Consider the following 14701-nt stretch of genomic DNA (forward strand, 5'->3'; position numbering starts at 1 on the left):
CAAAGATGAAGTATATCGTAGGATTTGTTTGCGCAGGTGTTTTATTTTTATGTTCCTGTGTAAGCGATAGGGCCAAAGATGTGAAACCTGAAATGCCGGTAGCAGCAAAGCCTGCTTCCGGTGTATACATTACTAATGAAGGGAATTTCACCTGGGGGAATGCTTCTGTCAGTTATTATAACTTTTCAGACCAACTGGTCACGGAAGATGCTTTTAAAGCAGCCAATAATCGTCAGTTAGGAGATGTATGTCAGTCTATGTCTATTATAAATGGTAAAGCCTACATCGTTGTCAATAACTCGTTCAAAATTGAGGTAGTTACTCCAGATAGCTTGAAATCAGTAGGTGTGATAAGCGGATTAAGTTCTCCGCGTTATATACTTGCGGTAAATGAAACCAAAGCTTATGTGACGGATTACAAAAGAAATGCTGTTTACGTTGTGGATCTTTCAACCAACCATGTGATTAAAGAGATACCCTGCAGAGGCTGGACGGAAGAGCTGGTAATGGCTGGTAATAAGGTTTTTATTACAAATGTGAGGAAGCAATATTTGTACGTCATAAATCCTGTAAGTGATATTATTGAAGATAGTATTAAGATCGGTATGAATGCTTATTCTGTCAAGACAGATAAGGATAATAAGGTGTGGGTGCTGGCAGGCAGGAATGGATCAGTTGCTGCAACTTTACACAGGATAAACCCGGTAAATAATGTTATTGAGCAAACATTATCATTTAATGCCTCAGACAACCCATCTTCATTGAAGATCAACGGTACAAAAGATACTTTATATTACCTGAATAAAGGAGTGTGTCAACTTCCGATTTCAGAAACTTCCTTGCATGCTATAACTTTAATCCCACAGGGCAATATGTTGTTCTATGGTTTAGGCATAGATCCAGCTTCAGGAGTTATTTTTGTTTCAGATGCAATAGATTATGTTCAGCCAGGGATAGTATATAGGTATCAACCGAATGGAACTTTGTTGAATAGCTTTAAGGTAGGGACAACACCAGGAGATTTCTGCTTTTATTAATGTAAAGTCCCAGAATTGTCTTCTGTGGCTTTGTGTAGAAAGTTTGTCTTGTATTCTAAAACATTAAAATCGTAATCTGAAGCCTTGCCTTTTGGAGCATTCATGGTCTGATTTGATCAAATACTTGATATTTTTATTTCAATAAATGATTTTGACCATTGGTCAATTTAATTATTTTGAAAATTAAGATATGTTCAAATAAGATTTAATATGCTGATGGCCATGTGATATGGCTGCTAAGTATAGGTGCCGGCGATCTGACTTTTGCTTTTTTCTCTATTAATTTACCGTATTTCTTTGTAGATTTACAATTTTTATAACTCCCGAAACAATGAAAAATACACTTAATTCCTTTGTATTCGTAATTATTATTTTTAATTGGTTGACGCTTAGAGCGCAAGCTGTTCCTGAAAAACTTTATGCTGAAAATGTTATTGGCAGTGATGATAATTTGCATAAAGCTTTTGATGGCGATTTGGAAACCTTTTTTTCTACTTCACAAAGCAGTGGTGGATGGGTTGGCTTGGATCTAGGTGAAAAATATGTAATAGAAAAGATTTCATACAGTCCTAGAAAAAACGCTTCCTCCAAATTATTGCTTGGAATATTTGAAGGTGCCAATAACCCAGACTTCGGAGATGCAGTACCATTATCCATTATCAAAGATGCTCCTCAGGAAAATATACTTACAGAGCAAATTATAAATTGTTCCAAAGGGTTTCGATATGTAAGATATATTGGCCCTTCCGGTTCATATTGCAACATTGCGGAGCTTGAATTTTATGGATATCTCGGAGCGGGTGATAACAGGAAGCTCTTTCAACTGACAAATCTACCAACAGTTACTATACATACTGCAAATGCTGAGGATATTGTATCAAAGGATACCTATATAGCTGGTATAGTAACCATAATTTCTGAAAATGGTACCAAGTTATTTACAGATAGTCTGGAGATCAGAGGTAGAGGCAATGCCAGCTGGGATTTCCCAAAGAAGCCTTATAGGATAAAACTTTACAATAAAGCTTCATTGTTGAATATGCCTGCAAAAGAAAAAAACTGGACCTTGATTAACAACTATAGCGACAAAACCTTGATGCGAAATTTACTTGCGTTTGATTTAAGTAAGCGACTGGATATGTCTTATACCCCTGCAGGAAAGCCAGTAGATGTTATTTTAAATGGAGAGTACAAAGGCACCTACCAACTATGTGATCAGATAGAAGTTGCAAAACAAAGAGTTGATATCGAAAAAATGGATCCGGAAGATGTTACTTTGCCTAACTTATCAGGTGGATACTTATTAGAAATAGACGGATATGCTAATAAGGAGATCTCATGGTTCCAATCTGCTAAAACCAGTACTCCTGTAACTATTAAATATCCAAAAGATGATGAAATTGTGCCTGAGCAAAAGAATTATATAACGTCCTATTTCAATTCAATGGAAAGTGCCTTGTTTTCTGCTGCATTTGAAGACGAAAGAAATGGATATTCTAAATATATAGATAAGGAGAGTTTTATACGTCATTTTTTAATAGGAGAGCTTAGTGGTAATACCGACACGTATTGGAGCACTTATATATACAAGAGAAGAAATGATGATCTCTTTCGCTTTGGTCCAATATGGGACTTTGATATAGCCTATGAAAATGATCATCGTACTTATCCTATCAATGATAACCCAGACTGGATTTATGCGTCAACAGGAAGCTCTGCCGGAGGGGCCCGCACAATAGTCAATCGTTTACTTTCTGATCCAAATCTATTTGAAAGAATAAAATCTGTATATGCCTCTTATCGTGATCGGGAAATATTGAAAGATTCCGTTTTACTTAGTGTCGTTGATAACTATGCAGCAGAATTGGATCAATCTCAACAACTCAATTTTACCCGTTGGAATATACTTTTAACCAATATTAATAATCCTGAAATATATGGAAGTTATGCTGCTGAAGTAGATCATGTCAAAGATTATATTAAGAATAGATTGTTATGGATGGACAAGAAACTGGATTATACTCCTCCTGTTGTTGCTTCTAGCAATAAGATAAGAAATTCTGATATCTCTATACGAACCGATGAAAACAGTATACATTTTAACATTCTTGCGCAACCTCTGAACATAGATGTAATTGACCTTTTAGGAAGAACAATTCTTTCGCGTGCAGTAGGAGAAAGCACTGTAATTAATGTAGAAAAGGGTATATACCTAATACTTGTAACTAACTCTGAAGGAGTGTCTGAAGTTGTGAAATGTATGGTTCCTTAAGAGGAATAAATGATATATAGTTGATAAAAATTGGTTTTAAAGTTGATAGCTAAGTTGTTTTTGAAAGATTAATATATCTATGTTAAAGGTGTTTGAATAGATAGTAAGATATTCAAAAGAGATCTTAGATTCTCTCGTTTTATAAATCCCTTTAAAATGCTTGTCATTTTTATTGCCATGCTATTTTTTACAGGAGAGGTGTATGGGCAACCAGGTGGTGGAGGCGGTTTAGGAATAGGTAGCTTTTACAGTAATAAACTTGACCTCATTGATATTTCATCCGACACTTCTTTTAAAATAAGATTTTTTAGCATGTTTGAGGGAAAAACTCATAAGGAGTTTTTTATGTTTCAATCATTGCCTAAAGAAAGTGGCGAAGTGTTAATATTTGATCATCATTATGGATATCGTATCCCTTCAATAGATGATGCGGATAAAAATGGTTATTCAAAGGAGGGTTCATGCCAAAGAATGTAAATTGAATATCAACTAGACACTATGATAGTTGATTTTTATGGAATTATTGGCGAAAACGCTGCTGGTCGCGCTGATTGGATGGATTCACTGGTAATACAAAAGGGATATTTTAAGTTTCATCGTTCAAAAAATTTGGAGTCTCATTTGTTAGAGAGGATTATATTAGAAATGTAAAGCTGATCCGAAGTGGATTGACATTTTTTACAGTCAAAAAACTATCTAAAGCAGGTTATATTCAATATAATCCACAAATAGATCTTTCCTTTCAGGATGAAAGAGATCTTCCCGCGGAACACTTTCTCAGGAGAGCTGCATATTTTAATAAATATAATAAACCTCAACTTGCTTTTGCAGAAATTGATAAAGTAATAGAGAAAAACAACGGTAGACAAGATTGTGAAACTCTATTTCTTCTTTGTGATGCATTTGCTCAAACGGCTCAATATGAAAAATTTCGAAGGCAATTCAATGTGAATGTTACAGCAGAAATGAGGAGTGGGATTCCTATCGGAAAAGAATAGAGTTATATATTAGGCTAAACGAGTATAATAAAGCTTTGGATGATTACAATACGTTGTTTGTTATTTCAGAAGATAAAAAAGTGGTAAGGCATGAGCAGGCAAGGTTTAAATAAAATACCTTAAGGACTACAAAGGTGCAATAAATGATCTAAAGTCAATAATAGATGTGATACCGGATAATCATATGAGCGATAGCCCTTTGGGATTGTCTGAATATTATGATGTATATTTTGTTTTTGCTTTGGCGGAGTACCTGAATGGAGACAAGAAATCTGCTTTCAGGCATTGGCTGAAGACTGAAGAGTATGGATACGGTAAATATAGATATGATTCTCCCATTAGTCATTTTGATTCGATCATTGGTAAAAATCCCAGAAATCCTGAAATCTACCTGGCCAGAGCAATTTCATATTATGTTAGAGCCTTTTCTATAGGAAGGGGAGAAGAAGCTAATAGATATTGCAATGAGGCATTAAATGATATTAGGAAGGCAGAAGAATCAGGTATGAAGGATGATTATAGGATAAATATGAATAGGGCATTAGTATTGGAAGCAATTAAAAAAAAATGAGGAGGCATTAACTGAAATTGATAGGTCAATATTGAAAAATAATACTGATCCACGATGTTATTTTATAAAGTATTCCATTCTATACGAACTTGGAAAAATAAATAGGGGTGGCAAAAGTGACCCGGATTTTAGTAGATATCAATTACTTTTAAAAAAATGGAAATGGGAGAAATATTAGTATAAGTAACTAATGATATTCTCTTGTTATAGGTGAAAGTTATCAAGGATATAAGTGATAAATAGCCGCATTTGATTCCACGATTGGTATTAATGATCAGATAAAAATCAATGATCCTGGCAAAAAAAATACTGCAAACTAAATAATAAACACTACACTTATTATCTGCTTCTAAAACTCCAGTTGATATTAATCGATTGGAGTTTTGTTTTTAAAGTATCTTATGTTTGTTAGTTTAAAGCTAAGGGAAAGTTGTCTAAATAAATACAAATCCTTCCATAAAGAAAATTTGTAAATAGGTGAAATATGTAGGCAAAGTTATTTGACGATTTAATAATTTGATTTTATCTTTGTTCCTAAGATAATTAGTTGATGAGATAAATATGGAAAAAGAAATAATAAGCCGAATAAGGCAACTGAGTCAGCAATACGCTTATGATTCTATTAAGATGCATGAAGCAATAGCGCTCAGGGCGGGCCTTTCAGGAACCGACCATAAATACTTAAGTTTTTTGATTGTGAAAGGGCAAATGACAGCAGGGGAACTATCTAATTTAACAGGACTGACGACTGGAGCAGTTACTGGGTTAATAGACAGATTTGAAAAGAAAAAGCTTGTAAAAAGACAATTTGCGAAAGATGACAGACGAAAAGTCATTATTAATCCCAATATTAAAAATATAATGGCCCTCTTACAGCCTCTTTTTGAAGAATATGGTAAAAAGTCTGAAGAGCTTATAGCTTCCTTTTCAAACAAAGAAATAAAAACTATTGAAGCCTTTCTTTTGAAATCTATTGACATCATGAATGAAACAACAATTGTAAACTCTAGTCAGGTAAATAAAAAAGAAAATTGATGACAAGTAAAATTTTAACAGCCGGGAAATTTACTGCTTATCAAAAAATCATATTAGCAATCTTAGCCCTTTTGCAATTCATTGTGATTTTGGATTTTATGATAATTTCGCCTATCGGATATATCCTCACTAAAGATTTGGACATTACCACAAATCAATTCGGATTAATTGTTTCTTCTTATATTTTCAGTGCAGCAGCTTCAGGAATTATTTCAGCCGGGTTTATTGATAAGTTTGATAGAAAGAATGTGTTGCTTTTTTTCTTTACAGGTTTCATTATAGGTACTCTGTTTTGTGCATTATCAAATTCTTTCATCTCATTATTAACGGCAAGAATTATTACAGGTATTTTCGGGGGGGTGATAGGTTCTATAACAATGACAATTGTTACAGATTTGTTTACACCAAACCAACGAGGGAGAGCTATGACGACTATCCAGATGGCTTTTGCTGCAAGTCAGATTATAGGAATCCCTATAGGGTTGTTTATAGCTAATAATTTAGGCTGGCATTATACATTTTTTTTAATTGTTATTCTTTCAGTTTTGATTTTATTAGTTATTCTTCTGAAACTAAATCCAGTTAACGAACATTTAAAAGTAAATGGTAAAAATCCATTTTTTCACTTTTGGGATCTGGCAAAAAATAAACAACATCAAATCGGATTTTCTGCAACGATATTTTTAGGGATGGGCATGATGCTCCAACCTTTTATTAGTATATTCTTAGTTAATAATATACATATCACAAATGATCAAGTGCCAATCATATTCATGGTAACTGGCGCCTCGGCATTTTTTGTTATGCCATTTGTTGGAAAATTATCAGACAAGTTTGATAAGTTTAAAATTTTTTTAATCGGATCAATAGCAACAATTGTTATCATCCCTTTATACACACATTTGCCGATTGTTCCACTTTGGGTTGTGCTGGTTATGAATGTAATTATGTTTGCTGCAATAATGAGCAGGATGGGACCATTTCAGGCTTTAAATTCAATGATACCAGAACCTTCCGCGAGAGGTGGCTACATGAGTATATCGTCTTCCCTGCAACAAATGGCTGGAGGACTAGGTATAACTATCGCAGGCAGTATTGTATATCAGCCAACACCTAATAGTCCACTGCAAAATTTTGATTGGTTGGGATATGTTGCTGTTAGTCTCTCTGTTGTTGCTGCCTATTTGGTTTATAAGGTTAGCAAAATTGTAAAGCATAATAGGCTTTAATCAACTGACAAATAACTTCGGCTTTCAATATAATTGGCAATAAGAAGGATAACTATGGTTGGTGATTTTTTCTGTAGTATATGTTAAGGATATGCAGAAGATAATTTTACAATTCTTGAGAGAATACACCGTTATAGTAAATTTGGAAAACAATAATTAATAATCGATAATGAATAAACAAGTTCGACAAATAGTAGAATTAACAGCATCACTACAAAGTGCCTTTATTAACCTTACAAGAATTTCCATAATGATTGTAATGGTTTGGATTGGAGGTTTAAAGGCATTTCAGTATGAAGCAGATGGTATTGTGCCATTTGTAATCAATAGTCCCTTTATGAAATTCTTTTATCATAATACTGGAAAGACCGCTGTAAATGACAAAGGAAAAATCGTAGCGGAATACACTTTATATAAAAATCCTGAAGGTAAAACAGTTCAGAAAAATATTGACTGGCATAAGGAAAATGGTACATATATCTTTTCTTATGGTCTTGGGACTGTCATTGTTATCATTGGATTATTAGTTTTCTTAGGAATATGGTTTCCTACAATTGGTTTTATAGGTGGATTATTGACCTTTGGAATGTCTATAATAACCCTGACATTTTTAATTACAACACCGGAAGTATATGTACCAGACTTAGGCGGGGATTTTCCAACACCAGTACACGGATTTCCATATTTATCAGGAGCCGGACGACTAGTGATAAAAGATGTGATTATGCTGGGTGCCGGACTTATTGTTGCTTCCGATAGTGCCAGAAGATTAGTTGCCAACTATCGTTAAAGTTCTGTTTGTGAGGTTTGAATTTGAGGCGCAGAATATGTAAAACTAATTGATTGCAATAATTTGAACTTAAAAAAGATTAAGATTTTATGTCGCTTTATCAATCTAAGTTGACCTCATTTTCTGATACTTTTTATAGTGGTAAGGGAACAGCCAACGATTAATTAGTTGTGAAATAAGTGTTCCTGATATAGAAGGGGGGCATTTCAAGCAACTTGGTCAGGATAAAGCTTGGATGCTTGTGAATACTACTGTAACAAATAATTTTAGCATAGATCACGGCGGTGGAATGTTCATCTATAATAAAGCTACTCTGATTAACTGCACCGTTACTCAGAATAAAACCAATAACAATGGTGGTGGTTTTGCAATGCAAACAGATACTGTCAATGTAATCAATACGATTATAAGTGGAAGTATTGAGAAGACTCCAGAGACTTCAGACATATCTCGCTTTGGTGGCATTCTTAATGTAACAAATTCCATTATAGGAAAGACTGAGGCTTCTGCTTTTAACGGAGTTAAGATAAATGTATTAAATGTTGATCCCTTGCTGTTAGAGCTGGAAGATAATGGTGGCCCGACGAAAACGCATGCATTACAAAATAATAGTCCGGCTATCAATGCAGGGGTTTCAGGCTTACCTTATATTCCTACAACAGATCAGAGAGGCATTGCTGTTACAAGTTCTAGAGATATTGGTGCTTTTGAGTCTGACGTTATTGCTACATCTATCTATAAACCTTCAGATGTAAGCATTAACTATGCATATCCTAACCCATCGAAAGGGGTATTCTACATGAAAGATGTAGAAGGTAAAGTTTCAATTCTTAATATGCAAGGTGCGCTGGTAGCGGAAAGAAATATTTCAATTGGGGAGCTTCTGAACTTAACAGAACTACCTAAAGGTATATATATGATAAAGCATCTGTCAGATAAAAATGTACTAGCTTTTGAAAAAAATTATAATAGAATAGATTTTTAGTTTTGAATTTCCAAAGGCTGCCTGCTTATAAGGCAGTCTTTGATATTTTACCAGCCTTAGAGAACAAAGTAATATATACTTTCATTGATCATGCTTCATTAAAAAACAATATGCAATGCGTCAAAGGAGAGTGTTTTTTATATTCTGTTTGCTAATATATATGTCATAGCAAAGAAACAGATATCAGTTATTTTTATATTTCCCATTAAATTTACCTTATTTTATCACGTTAATGATAATACCTATCAAAGAGGTATAAATATGCGAGAAATGGTATCCAAGAAAGGGATTGGCGTTAGAAAAAGACTTAGATCAGTCACACAATAGTTAAAATAGAAAAAGCTGCCATAAAAATACAGCAGCTTTTTAATGTATGAAACTAACTTTCAACTTTAAGCTTTCAGCTTTATACCAATGTCAGCTCAACACTTCTCTTAATAAAGCTTGTAAGGTCGTTGCCTTTTAACATCCCCTGCGAAAGCAATGCCAGGTCAAATGCCTGTTTTGCAATTTTTGATTTCGCCTCATCGCCGTCAGCCTGAAGGATTTTCTGTATCGTTTTGTGATTAGCATTCACGATTACATTGAATTGATCTGGGAATTCTCCAAAACCTGTTCTTCCACCCATAGCCATGTCTTTCATTCTTCTCATAAATTCTGGCATGGTAAGAGATACAGGAAGTTCATCCACAGGAAGAGATTCCACTGTTACAGTCATATTTGGCTTGCTGATCACTTTTTCAAAAATCTCTTTGATTGATTTTTGCTGATCTTCGCTCAATACGCTCTCAAGCTTTTCATCTTTATCTATAAGCTTTTCCACAGTATCAGCATCAACTCTCTTCAGATGGAATTTTTCATTTTTTCTTTCTACAAGGCCAATAAAGTGACTGTCGATAAGAGTATCTAACAATAGAACATCATATCCTTTTCTTTCCGCAGACTGAATATAAGCATCCTGCTTACCAGGGTCAGAGCTATAAAGCGCAACAATATCCTGATTCTTGTCAGTCTGACTATCCTTGATGCGTTCTTTGTATTCGTTTACAGTGAAGAATTCATTCTTAAGGTTTTTTAGCAGACAGAAGTCTTTAGCTTTTTCATAGAATTTATCTTCACTGATCATTCCATATTTAATGAACACTCCAATGTCATTCCATTTCTCTTCAAAACCTTTTCTGTCATTGTTAAATAACTCAGATAGTTTGTCAGCTACTTTTTTAGTAATGTAAGTGTTGATTTTCTTTACATTACTATCTGCCTGGAGGTAGCTTCTGGAAACGTTAAGTGGAATATCAGGAGAGTCAATCACGCCGTGAAGCAACATCAGAAATTCAGGAACAACGTCTTTTACCTCATCTGTAATGAATACCTGACGGCTGTAAAGCTGGATTTTATTTTTCTGTACTTCAAACTCTCCTTTCAGTTTAGGAAAATATAGAATACCTGTGAGGTTGAATGGATAGTCAACATTCAGATGGATCCAGAATAACGGATCTTCAGTGAATGGATAAAGTTCTTTATAGAAGTTAATGTAGTCTTCGTCTTTCAGTTCTGAAGGCTGTTTGGTCCAGATTGGATTTGGATTGTTTACAACCTTTGCATCAAACTCAATTTGAACAGGAAGGAATTTGCAATACTTATCAAGGATGTTCTGAAGCCTGTACTTGTCAAGAAATTCTTTGCTGTCATCTGCTACGTGAAGGATAATGTCAGTACCTCTTGTAGCTTTATCTGCAGGTGAAATTTCAAACTCCGTGCTACCGTCACATATCCATCTTGCAGCTTCAGTTCCTTCTCTGAAAGATTTGGTAACAATCTCTACTTTTGAAGCAACCATGAAGGCACTGTAAAAGCCTAATCCGAAGTGCCCAATGATTTGCTTGTCTTCTCCTTTGTCTTTATATTTTTCAAGAAATTCAGTTGCACCGGAAAAAGCTATCTGGTTGATGTATTTTTTAATTTCATCTGCAGTCATACCGATACCATTGTCGCTAATGGTTATGGTCTTTGCGTTTTCATCCAGTGATACGGTAACTTTAAGGTCACCGACTTCTTCTTTGCATTCTCCGAATGATGCAAGTTTTTTTAATTTTTGACTGGCATCTACTGCGTTAGAAACCAGTTCCCTAAGAAAAATTTCGTGATCCGAATAAAGAAATTTCTTGATTATCGGGAAAATATTTTCGGTGTGAATGGATAAAGTACCTTTTTCTTCTGCCATTGTATTTTTATATTTAATTAATTTTCTGTTCGATAATTTTCAAAAACCATTCCATTGGATGGAAAAACTGTCAATCTGACAGTAAATTTATGTAAACATTATCGTCAATACTTTTTGTAGTTTAAATTATATCTATCAATTTTGACGTTTAATATTTTAGTATGGAATTATATCCTTTAAAGTTTAACCCGATATTTAAAGAAAAAATTTGGGGAGGACAAAAGATTAAGACTATCCTTGGAAAAGATTTTAGTCCCTTACCAAATTGTGGTGAGACCTGGGAGATTTCCGGAGTAAAAGGAAATGTTTCCGTAGTGAGTGAGGGCTTATTGAAAGGCTGTGGTCTGGATTCGTTGATTGAGGAGTATAAAGGAAAACTTGTAGGTGAAAGAATTTATAAGGAGTTCGGAAGTGAATTCCCTTTGCTTGTAAAATTTATTGATGCAAATGAAGATCTGAGTATTCAGGTTCACCCTGACGATAAAGTTGCGAAAGCAAAACATAGTTGCTTCGGAAAGACTGAGATGTGGTATGTGTTTCAGGCGGAGGAAGGAGCAAGACTGAATACTGGTTTTCAAAAGGGAGTAACGAAAGAAAAGTACCTTGAATACCTCGAAAAAAAGAAGCTTGAAGAAGTTCTGAATTTTGAGGAGGTAAAATCCGGAGATGTATTTTTCCTTCCTGCCGGAAGGGTGCATTTTATTGGTAAGGGTATTCTTCTGGCTGAAATTCAGCAAACTTCTGACATCACTTACCGCATCTACGATTTTGACAGAGTGGATGACAAGGGACAGAAAAGAGAATTGCATACGGAGCTGGCTCTGGATGTGATCGATTTTAACCACTATTCCGATTATAAAACGCAATACACAGACAAGGTCAATACTTCGGTTCAGCTTGTTCAGAATGTCTGCTTTACAACCAATTTACTACATGTTGACGGTTTAATCTCCCGTTCATATAAAGGTCTTGATTGCTTTGTGATTTATGTTTGCTTCGAAGGTAAGGCGGTTATTAAGTACGGGAAAGAGGCTGTAAACATCCAGAAGGGAGACTCTTTGCTGATTCCTGCAACTATCGAAGAGGTAACAGTTGAAAGCATTTCAGAAACCAAGCTTCTGGAGTCTTATATAGAATAGATTAAATCTGCATACTGTTGTGTTAAAATCCTTCTTTTTTTTGAAAGGGAAGGATTTTTTATTTGCATAATCATTCCGTTTAATTAGGTTTATATTGAGGGGAGTTAAAAAAAACAGGAATTGATGCAAAACTCCGCAAACAATTCCTGGTAAAAGACAAACCTCAGCTTGCCATTTTTTGCTTTTGTACAGAAGTTGTAGCTTTAGGATTAACTTTCGCTGCCTGTACTGTAGTTCTTTTGATTTTATTCTTTGCTCCCGCAGTATTTCCGGATTTCCAGATGAGATAGTAAACGAATATGGATAAGACAATTGTGCCAATAGAAGCAAGCATTGTAATTCTATAAGTGTTTACATCTTCAATAGCTTCAGCATGCGTCACAGGTATTACAAGTATATATGTTATAAGAATTAATAGAATCTTCTTCATAAGTTGTTGGAGTAATATGTTCCTCTTATTTGAAGAACAGGAGCAGGAAATGATATGTTTGTAAAAGTGTTGAAGTCCTTGATTCTATTGAGATATAGAAGGAATTTGATTTTTGTAAAAGTTAAAACTGCTCGTCTGTTAAGGAATACAGACTGCATTGAAAAGTTAAAAAAAGAGGCAACCTGTTTCTGGTTGCCTCTGCATATTTTTTTAAACTAACTTACTAAACCTTATTGGTTTTGTAGTAGTTGATCAATCCATTGGTTGACGAGTCGTGAGAGGTTACTTTAGTATCACCAGGAAGCTCTGCAAGGATCTTTTTAGCAAGTTGTTTACCAAGCTCGACTCCCCATTGATCGTATGGATTAACACCCCAGATCATTCCTTGTACAAATATCTTGTGTTCATACATTGCCACAAGTGCGCCAAGAGTTTCGGGTGTCAGTTTCTTGAAGAAAATGGAGTTGGTTGGTCTGTTGCCAGGAAATACTTTATGTGGAAGTAGTTTCTCCAAAGCTTCACCTTTTAATCCCTCTTTCTCAAGTTCAGCTTTTGCTTCAGCTTCTGTCTTCCCTTTCATTAAAGCCTCAGTCTGAGCGAAGAAATTTGCAAGAAGTTTTTCATGATGATCACTTACTGGATTCTGAGTTTGCACAGGAGCCAGGAAGTCAGAAGGGATAAGTTTTGTTCCTTGATGTATCAGTTGATAGAAAGCATGTTGACCGTTCGTGCCTGGCTCTCCCCAGATAATAGGGCCTGTCTGATATGCACCTTCAATAACGTCTCCATCTCTTGTAACTCTTTTACCATTGCTTTCCATATCTCCTTGCTGGAAATATGCTGCGAAGCGGTGCATATACTGATCGTATGGGAGGATTGCATGAGATTCCGCTCCATAGAAATTATTGTACCATACACCTAGTAATGCAAGTATGGCTGGTATATTCTTCTCAAGAGGTTCATTTCTGAAATGGTTATCCATCGCATGAGCACCTGCAAGAAGTTTTTCAAAATTCTCAAAACCAATATATACTGCAATGGACAAGCCTATTGCAGACCATAGAGAATATCTTCCTCCAACCCAATCCCAGAATTCAAACATGTTTTCTGTATCTATACCAAATGCAGATACTTCTTTTGCATTTGTAGAAAGAGCTGCAAAGTGTTTAGCCACAGCCTTCTGGTCTTTTGCGGTTGCAAGGAACCAGCTTTTTGCTGATTCAGCATTCGTAATAGTTTCCTGAGTTGTGAAAGTCTTTGATGCTATAATAAATAGTGTAGTCTCCGGATTTACAACTTTAAGAGTTTCTGCTATATGTGTGCCGTCTACGTTTGAAACAAAGTGAACATTAAGACCTGCTTTTGCATATGGTTTTAATGCTTCTGTAACCATATAAGGACCAAGGTCAGAACCTCCGATACCTATGTTTACAACGTCAGTTATAGTTTTACCTGTATATCCTTTCCAGGCGCCGCTTCTAACCTGCTCACAGAATTTTTTCATTTTGTCAAGCACCTTGTTTACTTCAGGCATCACATCTATGCCATCAACAATTACAGGAGTGTTTGATCTGTTTCTTAGTGCCACGTGCAATACAGCTCTGCCTTCGGTGTTATTGATCTTTTCACCTTTGAACATCGCTTCAGTCCATCCTTTTACATCTCTTTCTTTAGCGAGATCAAAAAGAAGTTTCAGAGTTTCTTCCGTGATTCTGTTTTTAGAATAGTCAACAAGTATGTCATTAAACTTTAATGAAAACTTGTCAAAACGAGATGGATCTTTCTCAAACAAGTCGCGCATCTGCAGAGAACTGGTTTGGTCAAAATGCGTTTTTAGTTTCTGCCAGGAAGCAAGCTCTGTTAATTTTTTCATAAGTGTGTTTAATTCTGTTTTTCCCGGTGAATATCAATTTCCTGCTATTAAAATGGCGATAAAAAGATTTTCACTATTTCGATTTTTATTCGAAAAATCCGCCAAATATAAGAAAATG

The 14701-nt window shown here is 35.1% G+C and carries 13 protein-coding genes; 10 read left to right on the forward strand and 3 right to left on the reverse strand.

Annotation, left to right across the window (positions count from 1 at the left end):
• The first annotated feature begins 5 nt into the window (after positions 1 to 5).
• The 9 genes from MYP_RS19830 (at position 6) to MYP_RS19870 (ending at position 8917) form a co-directional block, all read left to right on the forward strand.
• Positions 6 to 1037, forward strand: coding sequence for a YncE family protein (locus MYP_RS19830; protein ID WP_045467442.1), 1032 nt, complete (start codon positions 6 to 8; stop codon positions 1035 to 1037).
• Positions 1038 to 1368: 331 nt separating this feature from the next.
• Entirely contained in the window at positions 1369 to 3309 is a 1941-nt protein-coding gene (locus MYP_RS19835; RefSeq protein WP_045467443.1) for a CotH kinase family protein, read from the forward strand.
• A 156-nt stretch (positions 3310 to 3465) separates the two neighbouring features.
• Positions 3466 to 3786, forward strand: coding sequence for a hypothetical protein (locus MYP_RS19840; protein ID WP_045467444.1), 321 nt, complete (start codon positions 3466 to 3468; stop codon positions 3784 to 3786).
• Positions 3787 to 3977: 191 nt separating this feature from the next.
• Positions 3978 to 4307: a hypothetical protein gene (locus tag MYP_RS19845; RefSeq protein WP_045467445.1), complete on the forward strand. Its 330-nt coding sequence runs from the start codon at positions 3978 to 3980 to the stop codon at positions 4305 to 4307.
• Between the two features lie 184 nt (positions 4308 to 4491).
• The gene (locus MYP_RS19850) at positions 4492 to 4878 is read left to right on the forward strand and encodes a hypothetical protein (protein WP_156140754.1); all 387 of its coding nucleotides are present in this window, start codon (positions 4492 to 4494) and stop codon (positions 4876 to 4878) included.
• A gap of 561 nt (positions 4879 to 5439) precedes the next feature.
• A complete protein-coding gene (locus MYP_RS19855; protein WP_045467447.1) occupies positions 5440 to 5913 on the forward strand; it encodes a MarR family winged helix-turn-helix transcriptional regulator in 474 nt (157 codons plus the stop codon).
• On the forward strand, positions 5913 to 7142 hold the full coding sequence (locus tag MYP_RS19860; protein WP_045467449.1) for an MFS transporter: 1230 nt from the start codon (positions 5913 to 5915) through the stop codon (positions 7140 to 7142). The genes MYP_RS19855 and MYP_RS19860 overlap by 1 nt, the downstream gene beginning before the upstream one ends.
• Positions 7143 to 7311: 169 nt before the next feature.
• Entirely contained in the window at positions 7312 to 7932 is a 621-nt protein-coding gene (locus MYP_RS19865; RefSeq protein WP_045467453.1) for a DUF417 family protein, read from the forward strand.
• Positions 7933 to 8173: 241 nt separating this feature from the next.
• On the forward strand, positions 8174 to 8917 hold the full coding sequence (locus MYP_RS19870) for a choice-of-anchor Q domain-containing protein (RefSeq protein ID WP_197060145.1): 744 nt from the start codon (positions 8174 to 8176) through the stop codon (positions 8915 to 8917).
• A 406-nt stretch (positions 8918 to 9323) separates the two neighbouring features.
• On the opposite strand, the gene htpG is transcribed toward MYP_RS19870, so the two are convergent.
• Positions 9324 to 11141, reverse strand: coding sequence for a molecular chaperone HtpG (htpG, locus tag MYP_RS19875; RefSeq protein ID WP_045467456.1), 1818 nt, complete (start codon positions 11139 to 11141; stop codon positions 9324 to 9326).
• 161 nt (positions 11142 to 11302) lie between these two features.
• On the opposite strand from htpG, the gene MYP_RS19880 reads away from it, so the two are divergent.
• Positions 11303 to 12280 (forward strand): type I phosphomannose isomerase catalytic subunit, encoded by a 978-nt coding sequence (locus MYP_RS19880; RefSeq protein WP_045467458.1) that lies wholly within the window; start codon positions 11303 to 11305, stop codon positions 12278 to 12280.
• 163 nt (positions 12281 to 12443) lie between these two features.
• Here the strand turns inward: MYP_RS19880 and MYP_RS19885 are convergent, their stop codons facing one another.
• Positions 12444 to 12710: a hypothetical protein gene (locus tag MYP_RS19885; RefSeq protein ID WP_045467460.1), complete on the reverse strand. Its 267-nt coding sequence runs from the start codon at positions 12708 to 12710 to the stop codon at positions 12444 to 12446.
• A 223-nt stretch (positions 12711 to 12933) separates the two neighbouring features.
• A complete protein-coding gene (gene pgi, locus MYP_RS19890; protein ID WP_045467462.1) occupies positions 12934 to 14583 on the reverse strand; it encodes a glucose-6-phosphate isomerase in 1650 nt (549 codons plus the stop codon).
• Positions 14584 to 14701: the final 118 nt, after the last annotated feature.

The organism is Sporocytophaga myxococcoides (assembly GCF_000775915.1).
Lineage (GTDB): Bacteria > Bacteroidota > Bacteroidia > Cytophagales > Cytophagaceae > Sporocytophaga > Sporocytophaga myxococcoides_A.

Excerpts from the sequence above, each read along its gene's own strand:
- htpG (WP_045467456.1), bottom strand. The coding sequence starts at position 11,141 with ATGGCAGAAGAAAAAGGTACTTTATCCATTCACACCGAAAATATTTTC.
- MYP_RS19835 (WP_045467443.1), top strand. The coding sequence starts at position 1,369 with ATGAAAAATACACTTAATTCCTTTGTATTCGTAATTATTATTTTTAAT.
- MYP_RS19885 (WP_045467460.1), bottom strand. The coding sequence starts at position 12,710 with ATGAAGAAGATTCTATTAATTCTTATAACATATATACTTGTAATACCT.
- MYP_RS19860 (WP_045467449.1), top strand. The coding sequence starts at position 5,913 with ATGACAAGTAAAATTTTAACAGCCGGGAAATTTACTGCTTATCAAAAA.
- MYP_RS19880 (WP_045467458.1), top strand. The coding sequence starts at position 11,303 with ATGGAATTATATCCTTTAAAGTTTAACCCGATATTTAAAGAAAAAATT.
- MYP_RS19865 (WP_045467453.1), top strand. The coding sequence starts at position 7,312 with ATGAATAAACAAGTTCGACAAATAGTAGAATTAACAGCATCACTACAA.
- MYP_RS19840 (WP_045467444.1), top strand. The coding sequence starts at position 3,466 with ATGCTTGTCATTTTTATTGCCATGCTATTTTTTACAGGAGAGGTGTAT.
- MYP_RS19855 (WP_045467447.1), top strand. The coding sequence starts at position 5,440 with ATGGAAAAAGAAATAATAAGCCGAATAAGGCAACTGAGTCAGCAATAC.
- MYP_RS19830 (WP_045467442.1), top strand. The coding sequence starts at position 6 with ATGAAGTATATCGTAGGATTTGTTTGCGCAGGTGTTTTATTTTTATGT.
- pgi (WP_045467462.1), bottom strand. The coding sequence starts at position 14,583 with ATGAAAAAATTAACAGAGCTTGCTTCCTGGCAGAAACTAAAAACGCAT.
- MYP_RS19850 (WP_156140754.1), top strand. The coding sequence starts at position 4,492 with ATGAGCGATAGCCCTTTGGGATTGTCTGAATATTATGATGTATATTTT.